Here is a 16,703-nt window from a genome sequence, read left to right on the forward strand (position 1 = left end):
ACCCTCGCGGCCCTTGAGGCATGACATCACCTGTACTCGCGAACCACCATGGCGGAGTTGAAGCCGCCCTTGCCGCGGCCGAGCACCAGAGCGGCCTTGATCTTGCCGTGCCGCGCCTCGTTCATGACGAGGTCGAGCTCGTACTCCGGCACCACGTTCTCGACGTTGACGGTCGGCGGGATCGCGCTCCAGTAGATGGAGAGGATCGCCGACGCCACGTCCAGCGAGCCACCACCGGCGAAGAGACGGCCGGTCATGGTCTTCGGGGCCGTCACCGGCACGCCGTACGGCCCGAAGATGCCCTTGATCGCCTCGGCCTCGGCCTTGTCGAGCTCCGGGATGCCCGCCGCGTCGGCGAACACCACGTCGATCTCCGAGGCGTCCATGCCGGCGTCGCGCAGGGCCAGCTCGGCCGCGCGCTTCAGGCCCGGCTCCCGCGACGGCATCCGCGAGTCGAACGTCGAGGCGTACCCGACGATCTCGCCGTAGATGCGCGTCCCCGGCCGTCCCGCCGCCGACTCCGGCGTCTCGACGACCATGATCGCGCCGCCCTCACCGGCGACGTACCCGGAGGCGTCGCGGTCGAACGGCAGGTAGGCGCGCTTCGGGTTGTTGTTGCGGGACAGGCAACCCGACGCCTGGTGGGCGACCCACGCCCACGGGCACAGCGAGGAGTCCATGCCACCCGTCAGCGCGAGCTGCACGCCCTTGCGCAGCTGCCGGCGGGCGTGGCCGATGGAGTCGATGCCACCGGCCTGCTCGGACACCACGACCGCGCCGGGACCGCGCGTGCCGTGCCTGATGGAGATCTGGCCCGTGTTGACCGCGTAGAACCACGCGAACGACTGGTACGCCGAGACGTACTCCGGGCCCTGGTGCCACAGCTTCTGCAGTTCGCGCTGGCCGAACTCGTACCCGCCCGCCGTCGCCGCGGTGATCACCGCGATGTCGGTGTCCGGGATGTCGTTGGGCTGCACGCCCGCACCACGCAACGCCCAGTCCGTGCCGACGAGTGTCAGCCGCGTCATGTGGTCCGTCTGCGGCAGCAGGCGGCCCTGCAGGTGCCGCCCTGCCTCGAAGCCAGGCACCTCACCGGCGATCTTCGCCCAGTAGTTCGCGCTGTCGAACCGGGTGATCGGCCTGATCGCCGCCTCACCGTGCAGGGTCGCCCGCCAGTACGCGGTCGGCCCCAATCCGTTCGGCGACGCGATGCCGATTCCCGTCACCACCGCCCGAGTCACCGGCCTGCCCCTTCCACCTTCTTGAGCACCATGGCGCTCTGGAATCCACCGAAACCACTGCCCACGGTCAGGACCGTGTTGACCTTCTTCTCGCGCGCGACCAGCGGCGTGTAGTCGAGGTCGCACTCGGGGTCCGGCTCGTGCAGGTTCGCCGTCGGCGGGATGAGGTCCTGCTCGAACGCCAGCAGCGAGCCGACGATCTCCAGGGACCCGATCGCGCCCAGCGAGTGCCCGATCATCGACTTGAAGCCGGAGACCGGGGTCTTGTAGGCGTGCGCGCCGAGAGAACGCTTGAAGGCGGCCGTCTCGTGCAGGTCGTTCTGCTTCGTGCCCGACCCGTGCGCGTTGATGTAACCGACGTCCGTCGCGTCCGCCCGCGCCTGCTTCAGCGCGATGTTGATGGCGTCGGACATCTCGATGCCCTCGGGGTGCAGGCCCGTCATGTGGTAGGCGTTGCACCGCGAGGCGAAGCCGCCGATCTCACCGTAGATGTGGGCGCCGCGGGCACGGGCGTGCTCCAGCTCCTCCAGCACGATGATCGCGCAACCCTCGCCCAGCACCAGGCCGTCGCGGGTCTTGTCGAACGGCCGGCACGCCGTTGTCGGGTCGTCGTTGCGGGTGCTCGACGCGCGGATCACGTCGAAGCACACCACGGTGATCGGGGAGAGCGGGGCCTCGGTGCCGCCGGTGACGACGACGTCCGCGGAGCCCTCCATGATCAGCTCGGCCGCGTAGCCGACCGAGTCGAGACCGGACGTGCAGCCCGTGGAGACCACGGAGACCGGTCCTTCCGCGCCCACGGTCCACGCCAGCTCCGTCGCCATCGAGGACGGCGTGAAGTAGTCGTAGAGGTGCGGGACGGCGTAGGACTGGTCGACCTCCCAGTACTTGCCCCGGTCGGAGCCGACGATGAACTCGCGCTCCAGCGAGGTCGTGCAGCCGACCGCGGTGCCGAGCGAGACACCGATGCGGCCGGGGTCGAGCTGGTCGAACTCGATGCCGGAGTCGGACATCGCCTCACGACCCGCGACCACGGCGAACTGCGCGGCGCGGTCGAGCCGGCGGATCTCCTGCGGTGTCAGGCCTTCGCGCACTGGATCGAAATCTGCTTCCCCCGCCATGCGGGAGCGGTACGGAGACGCGTCGAAGTGCGTGATGTTGCGAGTCGCCGTACGCCCTTCGGACAGCAGTTTCCAATACGCCTTCGTTCCGATGCCACCAGGTGCGACCACGCCCACCCCGGTGATGACGGCGCGACGACTCATCGGACACCTCCAATCGCCTTCTGTGCGGACACGGTCTGCTCCAATCTCGGACAGGGCACGGGAGCGATACCTGTCTCTGCCGAATGAACCGATGGTGAAACGGCCCGATCGAGGCCACCTCGAACGACGGCGTAGGACCCCTGCACGAGGCTTGCCCCCGCATCGGCCGCGAACAGCTGCTTCGCGGCCGCTCCGCCCTCGTCGTGACAACCAAAACCAAGGGGCACACCGGTTTCCGCGACCGACGCGACGATCTCACCGATCTGGTCCGGCCACAGCTTGCCCGCTGTGTCGTGCAGTGACACGGTTTCCGCCCCAGCCTCGGCGGCTGTCAGCACGACCTCCAACGCGTGTTCGGGGTCGATCAGCCAGCCGTCGAAGAAGTCCCGCGCCTCGACGATCACTCGCCGTTCGGCGCGCACGAGTTGACGCACGGCTTCCCGAACCATCGAAAGGCCGTGCCCTTGCACAACAACCGCCACCGCGGGCGTTTCCGCGGCGAGCAAGGCGGTGAGTTCCTCCGCACCACCTGAGGCGATGAGGGTGGCCACCCGCAACCGGAGCTCGATGGCCGCCCGGTGGTAGAACGACCGGACGGGCCGACCTCCGTCGACGAACGCGACCCCGAGCGCGTCGAGGCGCCGCGCCGCGACCAGTCTGTCCGAAACGGACAGGCCGGTGCGGCGCAGCGAGATGTCGTAGAGCTTCATCCAGAACCCCTCGCGCTTCACAGGTCAGAAGCCCGACAGCAGCACCCGGGAGGCCTCGATCTCGTAAGCGCAGTGCCCGACTTCCGAAGGGCAACCCTTGCGCTGGTGCTCGACCGCGGCCTTCTCCAGGTACATGGAGACCACGTAAAGTCCGTTGCGGCTCGCAGCGCGTGCAGCGGCAGTGAGCAAGTCCGCGCCACCCAACCCCATCGCGTCACCTCATCCTCATCCGTTCTCGGCGAATTCCTTCGCGTGCCGGAGCGTCGTGAGGCTGTTGGTGCCCAGGGCGTGACGGATGAGCTCGCGAGCGCGCTCGATCGTCCCGTCGGCACCCAGCACCTCGGGGATGACCTCGGGCCGGATGACGACGGTGTGGTGCGACGTCGCCTCGATGCCGGCCTCGATGCCGTCGCCGATGTCCTTGAACGTCCACCTGCCGACGTGCGCCGCCATGATCGGCGGGGTGTGCGTCTGCTTGTAGACGATGCCGTCGTACGGGGTGCAGACCCTCACCGAGTGCGTGGTGTGGATCGACCCGTCCGGGCTGCGCGTGTCCATCTCCATGGACTGCACCCCGGTGACGGCCTCCGTGAGGTCCAGCCGTGCCACGTGCGGCAGGCGCTCCGGCCACAGGTCGGACCGGTAGAGGAACTCGTAGACGTCCTTGCGGCTCGCGTGGATCGTGATGCTGTCGGAGAACGACAGCACCAGCTTGTCGTAGTCGTCGCCGTACTCGGCCGCCCGCTTCAGGGCGGCGAGCTCGGCGTCGCTGTTGTTGTTGACCGCGTTCAGGATGAGGTCGACCGCCTCCGGCTGCGCCGCGGTGAAGTGGTGGAGCAGATCGACCCGAGTCGCTGAGTCGGCGATCGGGACGATCCGCCACTCCCCACCCATCGTCTTCACCGGTGCCGCCGAACGTTCCTGCTCGAACTTGATGTGCAGGTTCGCCGGGTCGAGCTCGCGCCGGGACGTCCACGTGCGCACGTCACCGTTGGCGAACGCGTGCAACCGCAACCGCTCCGTCGAGCCGTCCCGTTCGAACACCTCGGCCTGGACCGTGGGTCCGAAGATGTACGGCCAGGTCGTCACGTCCGCGACCAGGTCGTACACCACCTTGGCGGGAGCCCCGATCATGACCGTGTGCGTGGTGGTGTGCGTCATGTCCGTCTCCGTATCCCGAGTCGCCGGCGTCAGGCCGCGATCTGTCCGTTGACCTTGTCCAGCAACTGACGCGGCGTCTCGAGGTACGCCATCTCGTCGTCGGCGATGGAGACCCCGTGCTTGCGCTTGATCAGCGCGACCGTCTCCAGCAGGGCGAGGGAGTCGAAGCCCAGCTCGAGGAACGGGAGGTCGAGAATGTCCTGGCCGGGCTTGAACGAGTCGTCGTCGCCCGCGGCCTCGTTGAGGATCTCCTTGAGACCCTCGATGGTCAGTGCGCTCACGGCAAGCTTCCTTTCCTCCAGCGGGCGGATTCCCGCGCGCCCACGTCTGAGGTTGCCAGCGCACACCTGTAGCTCGGTGGAGAGATTCTCGAAGAAACTGTTGTCTGACAAGCAAAAACGGCCCCCGCCACAGTGTGGCGAGGGCCGCTGGAGCCAGGCTTCAGGCCAGAAGCCGTTGCAACTGCCGGGTTTCCGCGCTATCGAGCCTCGGGTCGGACGTCAGGATGGCGTGCTGCAACGTCTGCAGCCGCGACGACGGTTCGACGCCGAGCTCCTCGATCAGGGTGTTGCGCAACCCCTTGAACGCGTCCAGGGCCTGCCACTGCCGGCCCGCCCGGAACAGCGAGATCATGTACTGCGCGCACAGGTTCTCGTTCATCGGGTTCTGCACGGTCAGCACCGAGAGCTCGCTCAGCAACGCCTTGTGCTTGCCCATCCGCAGCTCGGCGTCGATGCGCGCTTCGAGCACGCCCAGCCGGGCCTCCTCCAGGCGCACGATCTCGATGCCGAGCGGCATGCCGGGCCGCACGTCCACGACGGCGGCGCCGCGCCACATCTCGAGCGCCTGGCGCAGCAGCCGGGAGGCCGACGCGAAGTCCTCGACGTCGTAGGCCTGCTGGCCGGCGCGCGAGAGGCGTTCGAACTCGTGCACGTCGACGGCGTCCTCCGGCACGTCGAGCAGGTAGCCGCCGTAGCGCGTGACCAGCACCTCCTTGGCCGCGCCCTCGCCGGACGTCGCCAGGGCGTCGCCGATGAGCTTGCGCAGCTGGAGGATGTAGGTCTGCAGGGTGGTGCGGGCGCTGCGCGGCGGGCGGTCGCCCCACAGCTCCTCGATCAGCGTGGGGACGGACACGACCTGTCCGGAGTGCAGCGCGAGCAGCGCGAGGATCTGCCGTGGCTTGGCCGCGGTGGGCGTCACCGAGCGACCGTTCACCTTGGCCTCGACGGGCCCCAGGACCTTGATCTGCATCGCGACCCCTCCTTCGGTTCCGAGCACGGGATTAGTCTGCTCGGCCCAACGGGCGGGCGTTAGTGCACAGGCCATCGATGTCAGGTGAGTTCTGCCCGTGCCGGGTATGAAAACTTCATACGGGGGCGCATTAGCCGGTAACTACCGATCCATTACCGCTGGTCCGCATCATTACCCACATCAATTGACTCGCAAACATCGGAGATGCACATGTACCCCACCGTCACCGTGGAGCACTTGTCTTCCGTCACCACCGCCAGCGACGACTCCGACGACATGAAGATCTACCAGTTCGACCGTGAGGCCTCGATGGACTTCCTGTTCCCCTGGGGCTGGTGCACCACCACCGGGTCGGGCAAGGGCTGCGTCGCCTACGACGAGGTCCTCGCCGCATGAGACCCGAACTGGCCGAACCCGGCGAGCAGAGAATCGGGTTCAAACGCCACCTCCGTCCCCAGATCGTCCACGGCGAGGCCGTCTACCTCATCGGGGAGTCCGGGGTCACCGCGATCCAGGGCAGCCACGTCGAGGCGCTGGCACCGCTGCTGGACGGCACCAGGGACCTCACGGCCCTGCTGCGGGACGTGCCCGCCGGCCTGACCGCGGACAGGGTCGAGCGCATGCTCACCCGGCTCGCCGCGGCGGGACTCATCGGCAGGCGCGGCGCGGAGGACTGTTCGGCCGCTGTCGAGGCCTCACTCGCGTACTGGGACGCGGCGGGGCTCGATCCCACCGACGCGGTGGCGGCGACAACGACGTCGCTCGTCTCCGTGGTCGCGATCGGCGACGTCGACCGCGACACGCTCGCGGAGACCCTGCACCGCAACGGACTCACGGTCACCTCGGGGAGTGGTGACCTGACCGTCGTCGCGTGTGCGGACTACCTGGAGCCGGAACTGCGCGCCATCGACGAGGCGCACCGCGCGGCAGGCACGCCCTGGCTGCTGGTCAAGCCGGTCGGCGCGCAGGTCAGCGTCGGCCCGTTCTTCACCCCCGGCGACGGCCCCTGCTGGCGTTGCCTCGCCACCCGGCTGTCCGCGAACCGGACGGCGGAGGCGCACGTGCGGGCGCGCTGCGGGCAGAAGGGCCCGGCCCCCCGCCCCCTCATCGGACTGCCGTCGCTGCACGCGATGGCCATGGAGATCGCGTCGGTCGAGGCGGCCAAGTGGCTCGCCGGCATCCGGCACGAGACCCAGCGCTCCATCTGGAGCTACGACAGCCTGAGCATGAAGGTCACCCAGCACGAGGTGCGGCACCGCCCGCAGTGCGCGGGCTGCGGTGACCAGGAAGTTGTCGCGCGCAGAGCGTTCGAGCCGGTCGAACTCGCGAGTCGCGTGAAGCGCTCCTGCGACGGCGGCGGGCACCGCTCGTCGCCGCCGCAGGAGATGCTCGACAACTACCGCCACCTGGTCGGTCCCGTCACCGGGATCGTCCGGGAGATCCGCCGCGCCGAAGGCCCGGCGTTCTTCAACTCCTTCCGCTCCGGCGCGAACATCGCGGCGGGTGGCGAAGGCCTCGAGGGACTGCGCTCGGCGTTGCGCGCCGACACCGGCGGCAAGGGCGTGACCGCGCTCGACGCCGAGGTCGGCGCGCTGTGCGAGGCCGTGGAACGCCGCAGCGGCGCGTTCTTCGGCGACGAGGCCAGGGTCAGCGGCAGCTACGCCTCGCTGGGCGAGCGCGCGATCCACCCCGACACCGTGCAGCAGTTCCACCCGCGCCAGTTCGCGGACCGCGACACCTGGAACGGCGAGCACGCCGACTTCCAGTACGTCACCACGCCGTTCGACGAGCACGAGACGATGGACTGGACCCCGCTCTGGTCGCTCACCGAGCAACGCCACAAGCTGCTGCCCACCGGCATGGTCTACTTCGGCGCCCCCTGCCCGCCGAGCATCGTGTCGAACTCCAACGGCTGCGCGGCCGGCAGCAGCGTCGAGGACGCCGTCCTGCAAGGGCTGCTGGAACTCGTCGAACGGGACGCGGTCGCCATCTGGTGGTACAACCGCACGCCCGTGCCCGGGATCGACCTCGACTCGATGCAGGATCCCTGGGTCCGCGAACTGCGCGAGGTGCACGCGGGCCTCGGGCGTGAGGTGTGGGTCCTCGACGTGACCGCGGACCTCGGCGTACCAACGATGGTCGCGCTCTCACGCAAGGTGGGCGGCGAGCGCGAGGACATCATGCTCGGCTGCGGCGCGCACCTCGACCCGCGGCTCGCCGTGCGCAGGGCGCTCGCCGAGCTCAACCAGTGCATGCCGATGGTGTGCGGCGAGGTGGACCTCGCCACGTTCGACGTCGACATGCGGCGCTGGTTCGAGTCGACCAGGCTGGCGGACCACCCGTGGCTCTCGCCGGACCCGGCGACGCCACCGCGGGACGTGGCGTGGCACGGCTACACGTTCCGCGCCGACCTGACCGACGACGTCCGCGCGATCCAGCAGGTGCTGGAGGCCCGCGGCCTGGAGGTGCTCGTGCTCGACCAGACCAGGCCCGACATCGGGTTGCCCGTGGTCAGGGTGGTCGTACCGGGACTGCGGCACTTCTGGTCGAGGTTCGCTCAAGGGCGCCTCTACGACGTGCCGGTAGAACTGGGGCGACTGACCCGTCCCCGCAGGTTCGAAGAGCTCAACCCGATCCCGTTGTTCATGTGATGCACACCTGCCAGAGCGGAGGCGCCGTGGTGCCCACGCAGTCGCACGTCCCGGCCGGCCGGCCGCTGTGGTCGTTGCTCGAGGACGCCTTCGTCGACGAGGGCGTCGAGCACCTGACCGTGCACGGCAGATGGGGTGCGATCGAGATCGCCGACACGAGCCCGCTCGTGCGCGAGGCGTTGCACCGGATGACGCTCGGGCCGGTGGCGCTGGAGAACATCTCCGCGCTGCACGAGAACTTCGTGCGGTGGAAGACGGGCTCCGGGCCGTGCCTGATCTGGCGCAAGCTCAAGAACACGCTCGACCAGCTGGGTGGGTGCCTGGTGCCGTCGCTCGGCCTGAACGACGGCGCCGGCCCCATCCTGTCGGTCGTGGCGGTCACCCGTGACGCGGTGTTCGCGCTGCCGCACATCGGCGACGACGAGGTCGTCACCATGCGGCCGCGCACCGAGATCGAACGGCTGAACGGTGACCAGGCGCTCGCCTGCCCCGGTCTCTCCTACCAGGTGATCCTGCACAGCGCGCCGGCGACCGAGATCGCGAAGTCGTTGCTGCACACCGAGTCCACCATCGCGCAGGTCGCGGAATCCTTGCAGGTGGAGAAGACGCTGGTGGCGGACGTGGTCGCTTATCTGGCGGGAGCCGGACTCGTTGTCGTCCAGAGGTGTTGAGCCATCGCCATGTTGCTCCGATCGCGGACCGCAAAACGCGAGATTTCCCAGGAAGCGCCCGTATCATGGCCGCGTCCCGACCCTCGCGTGGGAGCTGCTGTGACGCTACGACAGGAACGCTCGTCCGTGTCCCGTCGTTTGGCGTACGTCGTGATCAGTGTGGTGTTCGCCAACTACCTCGGCAACGCGTTCTTCTACGTCCTGCAGGTGTCGGCGACGCTCCCCCGCATCGCCGCCTCGCTCGCCTGCCTGCTCTCGATCGGGTTCCTCCAGCTGCGGGTGTTCTCGCGGCCGGGGGCGGACCTGCGGTCGGGGCGGGCGTACCTGGCGCTGGGCGCGATGGTGGCGCTGGTCTACGGGCCGATGCCGTTCTTCCCCTCCGCGTGGCCGGGCATGCCGGGGTTCCTCGCGGGCAGCGCGTTGCTGGTGCTGCCCAGCCGGGTGCGCTGGCTCGCGTTCGGCCTGGTCGTGCTGAGCAACGGCGTCATCCAGTCCTTCTTCGTGCCGACGCTGCCGCTGGTCGGGCAGGTGTACTACGTCGTCTCCGCCACCGTCGCGGGCCTCGTCGTCTACGGCCTGTCGCGGCTGCCGTCGCTGGTGCGCCAGCTCGAGGCGGTCCGCTCGGAGCTGGCCGACCTCGCGGTGTCGCAGGAACGGCTGCGGTTCGCCCGCGACCTGCACGACCTGCTCGGGTTCAGCCTCTCGGCGATCACGCTCAAGGTCGAGCTCGCCCGCAAGCTGATCGGTGAGCACACCGACCGGGCGATGCGGGAGCTCGCCGAGATCCTCGGCATCGCCCGCGAGGCCCTGACGGACGTTCGTGCGGTGGCGTCGAGCTACCGCGAGCTGTCGCTGACCGACGAGATCGAGTCCGCCCGGTCCGTGCTGACGGCGGCGGGCGTGCGGGCGACGATCGAGACGGAGCACGCCGAGCTGTCGCCGCGGTCGAAGACCGTGCTCGCCACCGTGCTGCGCGAGGGCGTCACGAACCTGCTGCGGCACAGCGAGGCGACCCGGTGCGACATCACCATCGCGGGCACCGGCGGCCAGGTGTCGATCGACATCGTGAACGACGGCGCGCCCGCCAGGGTGAGCACCGACCGGGGCAGCGGCCTCACCAACCTCGCGAACCGCGCGACCGCCATCGGTGGCTCGCTGCTCGCCCAGGCGGGCGCGGCCGGCACCTACCGGCTGCACGCCGAGGTGCCGGCCGACTCGGCACCGGAACAGCGGCAGGAGGAGGGCGCCCGGACGGCGCGCCCGGCGATCGCGACGACGTTCGCGCAGGTCCTGCTCACGTCGGTCGTGGTCGGATACCTCCTCACCACCACCACGCTGGTGCTGAACGAGTTCGCCAGGGTCGGCGGGACCGGGATCGTGCTGACCGCGATCGGCCTCGTCGGCACGGTCGCGCTGGTGCTCGGCGTGGTCAGCCGCCCGCGGCTGCGGATGTCCCTGGCCACGCGCTGCGCGGTGCTCGCGGGGATGGCGGCGTTCGTCTACGTCCCGCAGCTGACCTACGGCGACCCGTACCTCGGCCTGACCGGGTTCCTCGCCGGGTCGGCCGCGCTGATGCTGCCCGCCCGCTCCGGCTGGCCCGCGTTCATCGCGGTCGTCGTCTCGCAGGGCGTGATCTTCGGCGTGAACGGGCACAGCGCGGTGGAGATGGCGTACGGCGTCATGGCCGCGACGAACCACGGCCTGGTGATCTACGCGCTGTCGCGGCTGCGGTCGATGGTGACCGAGCTGCACGAGGCCCGCGAGGAGCTGGCGACGGCCGCGGTCACGCAGGAGCGCTTCCGGTTCGCGCGCGACCTGCACGACCTGCTCGGCTACAGCCTGTCCGCGATCACGCTGAAGAGCGAGCTCACGCACCGGCTGGCCACGATCGACCCCGGCAGGGCCCGCCAGGAGCTGACCGAGGTGCTGGAGATCTCCCGGCAGGCCCTCGCGGACGTGCGGTCGGTGGCGCTGAGCTACCGCGAGCTGTCGTTCGACGAGGAGACGCAGTCGGCGCAGGCGCTGCTGTCGGCGGCCGACATCGAGGTCACCGTGCAGATCGACGCGTGCGACCAGCTGCCGACCGAGGTGAAGGTGACGCTCGCGACGGTGCTGCGCGAGGGCGTCACGAACCTGCTGCGGCACAGCAAGGCCGAGCACTGCGAGATCGTGCTCTCCAGCTCGCAGCACCTGGTCACGATGGACATCGTCAACGACGGCATCCCCACCACGGAGCGCCGGTCGCCCGACGGCAGCGGGATCGGCAACCTGACGACGCGGGTGCGGGCGCTCGGCGGCGACCTGCAGGCCGGTCTCACGCCCGAGCACACCTACCGGCTGCGCGCCGAGATCCCGCTGCCGCTCAACTGAGGCCCTGATCAGCCCCTCCGGGTGCGATCATCCCTGGCCATGACGGACCACTTACCCGGACCGGGGCACTCGACGGTGTCCCGGCGCCTCGCGTTCGCCGTGGTCAGCGTGGTGTTCGCCAACTACCTGCTCAACGCGTTCCTCTACGTCCTGGACGCGGGCGCGACGCCGGCGCGGGTCGCGGGGTCGCTCGCCTGCCTGGCGACGATCGGGTACCTCCAGCTCGGGGTGTTCTCGCGGCCGGGCACGGACCTGACGTCCCCGAGGGCGTTCCTGGCGCTGGGGGTCCTCGCGGTGCTGGTGTTCGCGCCGGTCGTGTTCTTCTCGACGGCGTGGGCCGGCATGCCGGGGTTCCTCGCGGGCAGCTCGCTGCTGGTGCTGCGCGGCCGGGTGCGGTGGGTGGTGTTCGCGCTGGTCGCGGTGGCCAACCCGGTGACGAAGACCTGGGTGGGCGCCCCGCTCGGGGTGCAGGCCTACTGGCTCGTGTCCACGGCGACCGCGGGCCTCGCCGTCTACGGCCTGTCGCGGTTGCCGACGCTGGTGGACCGGCTGGAGACCGCCAGGTCCGAGCTGGCGGACCTCGCGGTGGCGCGCGAACGGCTCGGGTTCGCCCGCGACCTGGAGGACCTGCTCGGGCAGGGGCTGACCACGATCATCCAGACCACCAGGGCCGGCGGCGAGGCCGCGATCGCGCGGATCCTCGGCATCGCCCGTGCGGCGCTGGCGGACGTGCGGTCGGTCGCGTCGAGCTACCGCGACCCGCCGTCCCCGCCGGCGCCCATCCCGGCCCTGTTCCCGCGGGTGCTGCTCACGGCGGTGGTGATCGGGTACTGCGTGATGGCGGCGTTGCTCGCGTCGTTCGACCTCCGCGTGATGGCGGTCTGCGCGGTGAGCGGCGCGGTGATCGCGGCCCTGGTGCTCGGGATCGTCGTCCGGTCAGGTCCCCGGTACCTCGCGCTCGCCGGGATCGCCCTGTGCGTGTTCGGCCCGCAGCTCGTGACCGGGAACCCGTTCACGGGCGGTGTCCCCGGCTTCGCCGCCGGCGCCGCGCTGCTGGTGCTGCCCCGGCGGCTCGGCTGGGTCGCGTTCGGCGCCGTCGTCGCGTCGCAGGGGGTCGTGCACGCGGTCGCCGGCAACCCGCTCACGGACGTCGTGTGGGGCATGATCGCGGCGACCAACCACGGGCTCGTGCTGTACGCGCTGACCAAGCTGTGGTCGATGGTGACCGAGCTGCAGCGGGCGCGCGAGGAGCTGGCGGCGGCGGCCGTCACGCGGGAACGGCTGCGGTTCGCGCGCGACCTGCACGACCTGCTCGGCTACAGCCTGTCCGCGATCACGCTGAAGACCGAGCTGGCGCACCGGCTCGCGCCGGAGCAGGCCCGGCGGGAGCTCGCCGAGGTGCGCGGCATCGCCCGGCAGGCGCTCGCGGACGTGCGCTCGGTGGCGCTGAGCTACCGCGAGCTGTCGTTCGACGAGGAGCTGCGGTCGGCGCGGAACCTGCTGGCCGCGGCCGATGTCGAGGTCGGCACCCGGATCGACGCGGGCGAGCTGCCCGTCGACGTGAAGGTGACGCTCGCGACCGTGCTGCGCGAAGGCGTCACGAACCTGTTGCGGCACAGCAAGGCCGAGCACTGCGAGATCGAGCTTTCCACGTCAGGTCGACTGGCGGCGCTGGAGATCGTCAACGACGGGGTGCCCGCCGCGGCGCCGAAGTCCGGTGACGGCAGCGGGATCGGCAACCTGACGACGCGGGTGCGGGCGCTCGGCGGCGACCTGCACGCCGGCCTCACGCCCGAGCACACCTTCCGGCTGCGCGCCGAAATTCCGTTGCCGCGTCAGAGCATCTCGATGACCGCGCAGCCCCAGCTGTAGCCGGCACCGACGCCGAACATCACGATCCGCTGCCCCGGCTGCGCCTTGCCGGACTGCACCAGGTGGTCGAAGCTCGCGAACTGGTCGCCGGCGCCGAGGTGCCCGACCGTGCGGCTCCACGCCCACGTCGTGCGGTCCGGGTCGAGGTCGTACGGCCGCAGGTAGTTCACGTCCAGCCGGCGGCGCCCGAAGTGCGGCAGGATCACCCAGTCCGCGTCACCGATCTTCATGTCGGCGTCGGACAGCGCCTGCTCGACGGCGAGCGCCTGGCCCGCGTTGGCCTTGTTGATGCCGTAGGAGAGCCCGAACTCGCGGCTGAACGTGTGCTTGGCCTCCTCGAAGTCCACCGGGATGCGGTGGGAGAAGGGCGCGAGCCCGAACGGCACGTCGCCGCGGTGCAGCGGCTCCAGGTCGCTGTCCGCGTTGATGGCCAACGAAAGCAGCTTCGCGTAACCGCCCCTGGTGGACAGCACCAGAGCCGACGCACCGTCGCCGTAGGGCGTTCCGGGGTCTGTCCTCCAGCGGTCGATGCCGGGCAGGCAGAAGCGATCTGAGGACGTGAGGAGGGCATCCCTGCCGGGACGGGCGATCAGGTAGGACACCGCGAGGTCCATCGCGGCCAGTCCGCCGTTGGACATCTGCCGGATCTCCAGCGCGAGGCAGGAGTTCCTGACCGTCTCGCGCTGGATGTAGGAGCCGACCGGCCACAGGTCCTGGCCCTGGTGGTAGGTGGTGGCGTGCAGGATCAGGTCGACGTCGTCGGGCGCGGAACCCGCGCGCGCCAACGCGACCCGTGCCGCCTCGACCGCCATCTCGGCCGCGGACTCGTGCGGGGACACGGAGACGGACTCGACGTCCGTGCGCGCGACGAGCTTCGGCTCGCAGTCCCCCGACGCGATCGCGTCCGCGACGTTCAGCGTCGAGGGCAGGCGCACCCCGCTGCCGTTGACGAAGACATCCTTGACTCGCACCGCGGTCAGACCTCCTTCAGCGCGCGTGCCACGCGCACCACGCGTTCCGCCTGGATCTGGGCCGCCTGCAACGCGATCTCGTCGACCGGCAGGTTGTCCGCGCCCAGAACGTGAGAGGTGCCGTAGGGGTTCAGGTTCCCGCCCGGCGGCACGATGATCCCGCCGAAGTGGCAGACCATGTTGTAGATCGACACCAGCGTCGTCTCCATGCCTCCGTGCAGGCTGCCGCCGGAGGTGAAGGCGCTGTAGACCTTGTCCGCCAGCAGGCCGCTGAACCACGCGGGCCCCAGCGTGTCGATGAACTGCTTGAGCTGCGAGGACACGTTGCCGAACCGGGTCGGCGTGCCGAAGACGACGGCGTCGGCCCACAGCACGTCGTCGACCGCGGCGATGGGGACGTCCTTCGTCTCCTCGAGGTGCTCCGCCCAGGAGGGCCGCGACCGCCAGACGGCCTCGGGAGCGAGCTCCGCGGCCCGCACCAGCCGCACCTCGGCGCCGTTCTTCTCGGCCGTCTCGGCGATCTCCGAGGCGAGCCGGTGAATCGTTCCCGTCGAGGAGTAGTAGACGACCGTCAGGTTGACGCCGCGTTCCATGACGCATCCCTTCGCGAGGTTGCTCGGTTCACCCTTGCCGGGGCGCCTTGATGTGGCGTGGAGCGCGACCTGAACGTTGGGAGATATGGTGTCGCGCGGAGGGGCGCGATGATCAGGGTTCTGCTCGCGGAGGACATGCACATGGTGCGCGGTGCTCTCATCGCGCTGCTCAACCTCGAACCGGACATCGAGGTCGTGGCCGAGGTGAGCTCGGGCGACAAGATCGTGCCGGCCGCACGTCAGCACGGTCCGGACGTCTGCGTCATCGACATCGACCTGCCGATCCTCGACGGGCTGAGTGCCGCGTCGACGATCCGCGAGACGATGCCGCAGGTCAGGACGTTGATGCTGACGTCGCTCGGCCGTCCGGGGACGCTGCGCAGGGCGTTGGCGGCCCGCGTGGACGGCTTCCTGCTGAAGGACGCGCCGCCGACGGAGCTCGCGGACGCCATCCGCCGCGTCGCCGCCGGGGAACGCGTCGTCGACAGCCAGCTGGCCCTGGCCGCGTGGGACCGCGGCGAGTGCCCGCTGACCGACCGCGAGCTGGAGGTCCTGCGGCTCGCGGCGAACGGCGCCGACGCGCCTGACATCGCTGTCGCGCTGTCGTTGTCGGTCGGCACCGTGCGCAACTACATGACCACGATCATGACCAAGCTGAACGGCCGCAACCGGGTGGACGCCATCCGCATCGCCGAGGAGGCCGGCTGGTTGTGAGGCGGACGGCATCGGTCACGCGGCCTTCTGCTGGCTCGCCCGCAGGTCGAAGCCCGGCTGGGCGACGATCTCGGGGGTGAGCGCGTTGCCGTTCTCCAGGATCCTCCTGCCCATCAGGAAGTCGATGGGGCGGTTGTACGCCTCGATCCCGATGAGCCTGCCCTGCTTGAAGCAGAACACCGAGAACTTGCCCTCGGCCGGGTCGCCGACGGTGACCGTGCGGTCGTGGCCGTTGGTGAGACCCGCCGTCTGGAGCTTCACGTCGTACTGGTCGCTCCAGAACCACGGCAGGGCGGTGTAGGGCTCCGCGCTGCCGAGGATGGCCGCCGCGACCGTGGTGCCCTGGTCGGTGGCGTTCTGCACTGATTCCAACCGGATGAGCCCACCGGCGTGCGTGCTGGCGAAGCTCGCGCAGTCGCCGAGCGCGTGGATGCGCGGGGCGACGGTGCGCAGGTGGGCGTCGACGACGATGCCGTTGTCGACGGCGAGGCCGGCGCGCTGGGCGATCTCCGTGTTGGGGATGACGCCGATGCCCGCGACGACGAGGTCGGCGACGAGCACCGTGCCGTCCGTGAGCTCGACGATGCCCTCCTTGACGGCGGCGACGCCCGTGCCGGTGAGGATCTGGACGCCTTCGCTGCGGTGGCGGTTGACGAGCTGCTCCGCGGTCGCCGCGGACACGGCCCGTTGCATCACCTGCGGTTGCGCCTCGACGACGGTCACCTCGTGCCGGAGCTTCCGCACCACGGCGGCGAACTCCAGGCCGATGAACCCGCCGCCGATGACGACGACGTCCAGTCCGATCTGACCTTCGAGGCGTTCCTTGATGGCGTCCGCGTCGGCCACCGAGCGGAGGTTGAGCACGTGCTCGGCGCCGGGGATCGGCAACGGCCGCGGCCGCGCGCCCGTCGCGAACACCAGGTGGTCGTAGCTGACGGTGCGGGCACAGCCCAGCACCGCGACCCGTGCCTGCCGGTCGACCCCGATGACGCGCTCGTTGCGGATGAGCTTGATGCCGTGGTCGTCGTAGTACGAGTCCTGCCTCAGCACCAGCCCGGCGAGGTCGGTCTCCCCCGCCAGGTAGGCCTTCGTGAGCGGCGGCCGCTGGTACGGCGGCGCGCTCTCGTCACCGATGAGCGTGATGGGGCCGCGGTGTCCCTGCTCACGCAGGGACACCGCGACCTGGCAGCCCGCCTGCCCGGCCCCGACGACGACTACCGACTCGCCGCGCAT

15 protein-coding genes are annotated in these 16,703 nt (G+C 70.1%); 6 read left to right on the plus strand and 9 right to left on the minus strand.

Annotated elements, in window-relative coordinates; genetic code table 11:
• Positions 1–26: 26 nt before the first annotated feature.
• The 6 genes from ACQEU1_RS16555 to ACQEU1_RS16580 all read right to left on the minus strand — a co-directional run bounded on the left by ACQEU1_RS16555 (position 27) and on the right by ACQEU1_RS16580 (position 5,628).
• Positions 27–1,241, minus strand: coding sequence for a ketosynthase chain-length factor (locus ACQEU1_RS16555; protein WP_382439692.1), 1,215 nt, complete (start codon positions 1,239–1,241; stop codon positions 27–29).
• Positions 1,238–2,506: a beta-ketoacyl-[acyl-carrier-protein] synthase family protein gene (locus ACQEU1_RS16560; RefSeq protein WP_090059926.1), complete on the minus strand. Its 1,269-nt coding sequence runs from the start codon at positions 2,504–2,506 to the stop codon at positions 1,238–1,240. Before ACQEU1_RS16560 ends, ACQEU1_RS16555 begins: the two co-directional genes overlap by 4 nt.
• On the minus strand, positions 2,503–3,216 hold the full coding sequence (locus ACQEU1_RS16565; RefSeq protein ID WP_433201868.1) for a hypothetical protein: 714 nt from the start codon (positions 3,214–3,216) through the stop codon (positions 2,503–2,505). The genes ACQEU1_RS16560 and ACQEU1_RS16565 overlap by 4 nt, the downstream gene beginning before the upstream one ends.
• 225 nt (positions 3,217–3,441) lie before the next feature.
• Positions 3,442–4,377, minus strand: a complete 936-nt coding sequence (locus ACQEU1_RS16570) for an aromatase/cyclase (protein ID WP_382439690.1) — start codon at positions 4,375–4,377, stop codon at positions 3,442–3,444.
• A 29-nt stretch (positions 4,378–4,406) separates the two neighbouring features.
• Positions 4,407–4,658: an acyl carrier protein gene (locus ACQEU1_RS16575; protein WP_285647185.1), complete on the minus strand. Its 252-nt coding sequence runs from the start codon at positions 4,656–4,658 to the stop codon at positions 4,407–4,409.
• Between the two features lie 160 nt (positions 4,659–4,818).
• A complete protein-coding gene (locus ACQEU1_RS16580; protein ID WP_433201872.1) occupies positions 4,819–5,628 on the minus strand; it encodes an AfsR/SARP family transcriptional regulator in 810 nt (269 codons plus the stop codon).
• 210 nt (positions 5,629–5,838) lie between these two features.
• On the opposite strand from ACQEU1_RS16580, the gene ACQEU1_RS16585 reads away from it, so the two are divergent.
• The 5 genes from ACQEU1_RS16585 to ACQEU1_RS16605 all read left to right on the plus strand — a co-directional run bounded on the left by ACQEU1_RS16585 (position 5,839) and on the right by ACQEU1_RS16605 (position 13,192).
• Positions 5,839–6,024, plus strand: a complete 186-nt coding sequence (locus tag ACQEU1_RS16585; RefSeq protein WP_433201875.1) for a hypothetical protein — start codon at positions 5,839–5,841, stop codon at positions 6,022–6,024.
• Positions 6,021–8,279, plus strand: a complete 2,259-nt coding sequence (locus ACQEU1_RS16590; protein ID WP_433201878.1) for a TOMM precursor leader peptide-binding protein — start codon at positions 6,021–6,023, stop codon at positions 8,277–8,279. Before ACQEU1_RS16585 ends, ACQEU1_RS16590 begins: the two co-directional genes overlap by 4 nt.
• 26 nt (positions 8,280–8,305) lie before the next feature.
• Complete coding sequence (locus ACQEU1_RS16595; protein WP_433201881.1) at positions 8,306–8,950, plus strand: hypothetical protein; 645 nt, start codon at positions 8,306–8,308, stop codon at positions 8,948–8,950.
• 99 nt (positions 8,951–9,049) lie between these two features.
• Complete coding sequence (locus ACQEU1_RS16600) at positions 9,050–11,320, plus strand: sensor histidine kinase (RefSeq protein WP_433201884.1); 2,271 nt, start codon at positions 9,050–9,052, stop codon at positions 11,318–11,320.
• Positions 11,321–11,359: 39 nt separating this feature from the next.
• Positions 11,360–13,192, plus strand: coding sequence for a histidine kinase (locus tag ACQEU1_RS16605; RefSeq protein WP_433201887.1), 1,833 nt, complete (start codon positions 11,360–11,362; stop codon positions 13,190–13,192).
• Here the strand turns inward: ACQEU1_RS16605 and ACQEU1_RS16610 are convergent.
• Positions 13,156–14,163 carry a ketoacyl-ACP synthase III family protein gene (locus tag ACQEU1_RS16610; RefSeq protein ID WP_433201890.1) on the minus strand — a complete coding sequence of 336 codons (1,008 nt, stop codon included), beginning with the start codon at positions 14,161–14,163 and terminating at the stop codon, positions 13,156–13,158. The two genes, ACQEU1_RS16605 and ACQEU1_RS16610, sit on opposite strands and share 37 nt — an antisense overlap.
• Positions 14,164–14,168: 5 nt before the next feature.
• Complete coding sequence (locus tag ACQEU1_RS16615; protein WP_433201893.1) at positions 14,169–14,756, minus strand: flavodoxin family protein; 588 nt, start codon at positions 14,754–14,756, stop codon at positions 14,169–14,171.
• 108 nt (positions 14,757–14,864) lie between these two features.
• On the opposite strand from ACQEU1_RS16615, the gene ACQEU1_RS16620 reads away from it, so the two are divergent.
• Positions 14,865–15,470, plus strand: coding sequence for a response regulator transcription factor (locus ACQEU1_RS16620; protein WP_090070935.1), 606 nt, complete (start codon positions 14,865–14,867; stop codon positions 15,468–15,470).
• Positions 15,471–15,485: 15 nt separating this feature from the next.
• Here the strand turns inward: ACQEU1_RS16620 and ACQEU1_RS16625 are convergent, their stop codons facing one another.
• A complete protein-coding gene (locus ACQEU1_RS16625; RefSeq protein WP_433201898.1) occupies positions 15,486–16,703 on the minus strand; it encodes an NAD(P)/FAD-dependent oxidoreductase in 1,218 nt (405 codons plus the stop codon).

Origin of the sequence: Lentzea sp. CA-135723, assembly GCF_050936595.1 — a bacterium.
Taxonomy (GTDB): Bacteria; Actinomycetota; Actinomycetes; order Mycobacteriales; family Pseudonocardiaceae; genus Lentzea.

Excerpts from the sequence above, each read along its gene's own strand:
- ACQEU1_RS16560 (WP_090059926.1), bottom strand. The coding sequence starts at position 2,506 with ATGAGTCGTCGCGCCGTCATCACCGGGGTGGGCGTGGTCGCACCTGGT.
- ACQEU1_RS16565 (WP_433201868.1), bottom strand. The coding sequence starts at position 3,216 with ATGAAGCTCTACGACATCTCGCTGCGCCGCACCGGCCTGTCCGTTTCG.
- ACQEU1_RS16570 (WP_382439690.1), bottom strand. The coding sequence starts at position 4,377 with ATGACGCACACCACCACGCACACGGTCATGATCGGGGCTCCCGCCAAG.
- ACQEU1_RS16580 (WP_433201872.1), bottom strand. The coding sequence starts at position 5,628 with ATGCAGATCAAGGTCCTGGGGCCCGTCGAGGCCAAGGTGAACGGTCGC.
- ACQEU1_RS16585 (WP_433201875.1), top strand. The coding sequence starts at position 5,839 with ATGTACCCCACCGTCACCGTGGAGCACTTGTCTTCCGTCACCACCGCC.
- ACQEU1_RS16590 (WP_433201878.1), top strand. The coding sequence starts at position 6,021 with ATGAGACCCGAACTGGCCGAACCCGGCGAGCAGAGAATCGGGTTCAAA.
- ACQEU1_RS16605 (WP_433201887.1), top strand. The coding sequence starts at position 11,360 with ATGACGGACCACTTACCCGGACCGGGGCACTCGACGGTGTCCCGGCGC.
- ACQEU1_RS16615 (WP_433201893.1), bottom strand. The coding sequence starts at position 14,756 with ATGGAACGCGGCGTCAACCTGACGGTCGTCTACTACTCCTCGACGGGA.
- ACQEU1_RS16620 (WP_090070935.1), top strand. The coding sequence starts at position 14,865 with ATGATCAGGGTTCTGCTCGCGGAGGACATGCACATGGTGCGCGGTGCT.
- ACQEU1_RS16625 (WP_433201898.1), bottom strand. The coding sequence starts at position 16,703 with ATGCGCGGCGAGTCGGTAGTCGTCGTCGGGGCCGGGCAGGCGGGCTGC.